Raw genomic sequence first — 3147 nt, 5'->3', positions numbered from 1 at the left:
GAACGAGGCGGCGGCGATGGCCGCGCTGAGCGCGGAAAACGGAGGGAGGCCAGGCTCTTCGGACCAAGGGCGTTGTAGCGCTCCAGGAGCTGCTCGACCCAGCGCAGCGCGAAGCGCGTCAGCCCGGCCACCTCGGAACAGGTCCGTCCTTGGGCGAGCAGCCAGATCACCTGGTAGTGCCGTGCCAACGTCGCGTCGGCGCTATTCCGGTATCCGGCCTGCAAACTCGACCGCGTCGAGGTGTCCCGCAACCCATGCCATGCCTGCCTCCATTCTTGATTGCAGACATCATGACCCACGAGATTCGGACCGGGAATCCACTCCCGCCGAGTCAATCACACGGAAGCCGTATCAGGGGCTCGGGACGCGAGAGCGAATCAGGCTGGCGACGATCATCACCCCTCGACGCAGCGCGAACCTGCGGAAGCGACCGCTCGTCGAGCGCCGGGCGCGGCTCGGGTCTCCGAAACCGGCTTCCCTGCGGTCGTGGATCACATCGCCTGCTTGCAGAGCACCGGCCTCGCCTTGCCCAATCCTTGCTACTGTTTCCTCAACGCCGCCTCCCAGAGGCCGGCGGCAGCGGCTTCATCGGCTTCGCCGAGCGTGACCGTGACGCTCTCGATGATCCCGGTGAAGCTGAACGGCGCGGGATAGTCCGCCGATACCGGCGACGGATAGTTCATGCCGCACTGCGAGCTGAGGAGCCCGAAGCCGGCCGGAAATCCCATCGGGAGATCGGACGCGCCGAGCTGCGCCCCGTCGCCGCTCAGCTCGAACCGGGCGTGGCCACCGTCAAGCGCGAGGGTGCCCGCAAGCCGCGTGAGCCCGCGGGCCACCGGATCGCGCGATCGCAGGACGTTGTGCCGGCCGGCAAGATTGTAGTCGAAGCAAAGCCGCCCGTCCTTCAGGTAGAGCGCGAACCCCGCCGCGCGGCGGCCGTAGGCGAAGAGGACCCCCTCTTCGCCGCCGGCAAGCGGCGCGACGCGCGCCTCGACCCGGAACGGGCGCATGGCGAAGTCCCGGCGCGCGGTCGTCGCCGGATCGCGCGCGAAGGCGCGGGCCTGCGCCCGGTCGTCGAGCGGCAGGACGCCGTTGCGGCGCGCCTCCTCCCACCAGAGATCGACCAGCGCCCTGAGCTGCCCGGGATGCTTCCGCGCGAGGTCGCGGACCTCGGAATAGTCGTCCGCGAGGTGGTAGAGCTCCCAGACGTCGTCCTCGAACGCCGTGCCGCTCAGGTGCCGCGTCACCGCCTTCCAGCCGTCGTGATAGATGCCGCGCTGTCCGCCCATCTCGAAATACTGCGTCGTCCGCCGGGACGGCGCGCCCGCGTCCGCGTCCGCGACGCTGTAGGCGAGCGAGGTGCCGTGCAGCGGCAGCTGCTCGACGCCGCGATGGACGGCAGGCGCCTCGACGCCGGCGAACTCCAGCACCGTCGGCACGATGTCGATGGCGTGGTGGAACTGCGCCCGGAGGCCGCCGGCCCCGTCGATCCCTGCCGGCCAGTGCAGGATCAGCGGGGCGCGGATGCCGCCGCCGAAGGTGAACTTCTTGTACATCTTCAGTGGCGTGTTGCCCGCCTGCGCCCATCCCGAGGGATAGTGGTTGTGCGCATGCGGCCCGCCCAGCCGGTCGATCGCGGCCCGGTTCTCCTCCAGCGTGTCCGGCAGGCCGAGGAAGTAGCGGTATTCGTTCTCCGACCCGTAGACGCCGCCCTCGCCGCTGGCGCCGTTGTCCGACATGACGATGAAAAGCGTGTTCTCGCCCAGACCCTGGCGGTCAAGGTAGGCGACCAGCCGGCCGATCTGCGCGTCGGTGTGGCTGGTGAAGCCGGCGAAGACCTCCTGCATCCGGCACATGACCGCCCGGGCGTCCTCGCCCACCTCGGCCCAGGGGGTCACGTCGGCATTGTGGTCGGGAAGGGTCGTCTCCGGCGGCACGATCCCCATCGCCTTCTGCCGCGCGAGCACCTTCTCCCGCTCCGCGTCCCATCCGGCGTCGAAGGCGCCGCGATAGGGCTCGATGAAGGCGGGCGGCGCCTGATGCGGCGCATGGCAGGCGCCGAAGGCGAGATAGAGGAAGAACGGTCGGTCCGGCGTCGTCGTCACATGGTCGGCGAGGAACCCTTGCGCCCTCTCCACCAGATCCTCGCTCAGGTGGTAGTCGTCGCGCTCGGGCAGCGGCGCGAACTCCTGGCCGGACCAGAGCTCGGGCGCGTACTGGTCGTCCTCGCCGCCGAGGAAGCCGTACCAGCGGTCGAAGCCGCGCTGGGTCGGCCAGTTGCGGAACGGGCCGACCGGGCTGCATTCGGCCGGCGGCGCCAGGTGCCACTTGCCGAGCGCATAGGTGGCGTAGCCGCCCTCGCGCAGCATCTCGGCCAGCGTCGCGGCCTTCGGGCTGATCGCGCCGCGGGCGTTGTCGAAGCCGGTGTCGAAGTCGGCGAGATAGCCCATCCCCACAGCATGGTGGTTGCGCCCGGTCAGCAGCGAGCTTCGCGTCGGCGAGCACATCGCGGTGACGTGGAAGTTGGTGTAGCGCAGGCCGTTCCCGGCCAGCCGGTCGATCGCCGGCGTGCGGATCGAGGCGCCGTAGCAGCCGAGCTGCGAGAAGCCACAGTCGTCGAGCAGCACGAGGACGACGTTCTGCGCCCCGGGCTTCGGCCGCGCGGGCGCGGGCCAGTGCGGCGTGGCGTCCTGGACGGTCGTCGGCGTGGTGTCGGTCATTGCGGCTCCAGGCCCCGGAGCAGATCCATCTCGAGGTGGATGTAGTCGCCCCGGTAGCTCGCCTCGGCGACGTAGAGCACCGTCTCATCCGGGGTGACGAAGAGCCGCCGCACCTCGGCGATCGGCGCATTGACCGGGATGCCGAGGCTGCGCGCCACATCGACGTCGGCCGCGGCGATGTCGAGCGTCTGCCGGGCGCGCCCGACCACCACGCCCGGCAGATCGAGGAGGAGCGGGATCGCCAGCTCGCGGCGGAACCGCGCGGGCGCGAGGTCGAAGACCGCCGCGGCGATGTAGATCGACACGACGCAGTAGCTCTCGCCGTCGCGGGAATGCACGCGCCGCATGTGCCGGTATGCGGGTGCCGGAACGCCCTCGCCCTCGGCGATCGCCGGCGCGTCGTCGCTCTCCACGACATGTTCGAGGT

Annotated in this window: 3 protein-coding genes; all 3 read right to left on the bottom strand. The window is 70.4% G+C overall.

Translation table 11 applies throughout. The features are described from left to right. Window positions 1–251 (bottom strand): helix-turn-helix domain-containing protein (locus Q0112_RS09090; protein WP_297974223.1); only part of this gene is annotated, 251 nt, incomplete at its 3' end. A gap of 288 nt (window positions 252–539) precedes the next feature. Continuing rightward, window positions 540–2720, bottom strand: a complete 2181-nt coding sequence (locus Q0112_RS09085) for an arylsulfatase (protein WP_297974220.1) — start codon at window positions 2718–2720, stop codon at window positions 540–542. Continuing rightward, window positions 2717–3147 (bottom strand): UTRA domain-containing protein (locus Q0112_RS09080; protein ID WP_297974218.1); only part of this gene is annotated, 431 nt, incomplete at its 5' end. The genes Q0112_RS09085 and Q0112_RS09080, both read right to left, overlap by 4 nt.

This window comes from uncultured Amaricoccus sp. (assembly GCF_937858865.1).
Classification (GTDB): Bacteria; Pseudomonadota; Alphaproteobacteria; order Rhodobacterales; family Rhodobacteraceae; genus Amaricoccus.
Note: the sequence above shows the minus strand (reverse complement) of the source record. Positions and strands in the feature narration are given on the sequence as shown.

Coding starts and splice junctions, on each gene's coding strand:
- Q0112_RS09085 (WP_297974220.1), bottom strand. CDS start 2,720: ATGACCGACACCACGCCGACGACCGTCCAGGACGCCACGCCGCACTGG.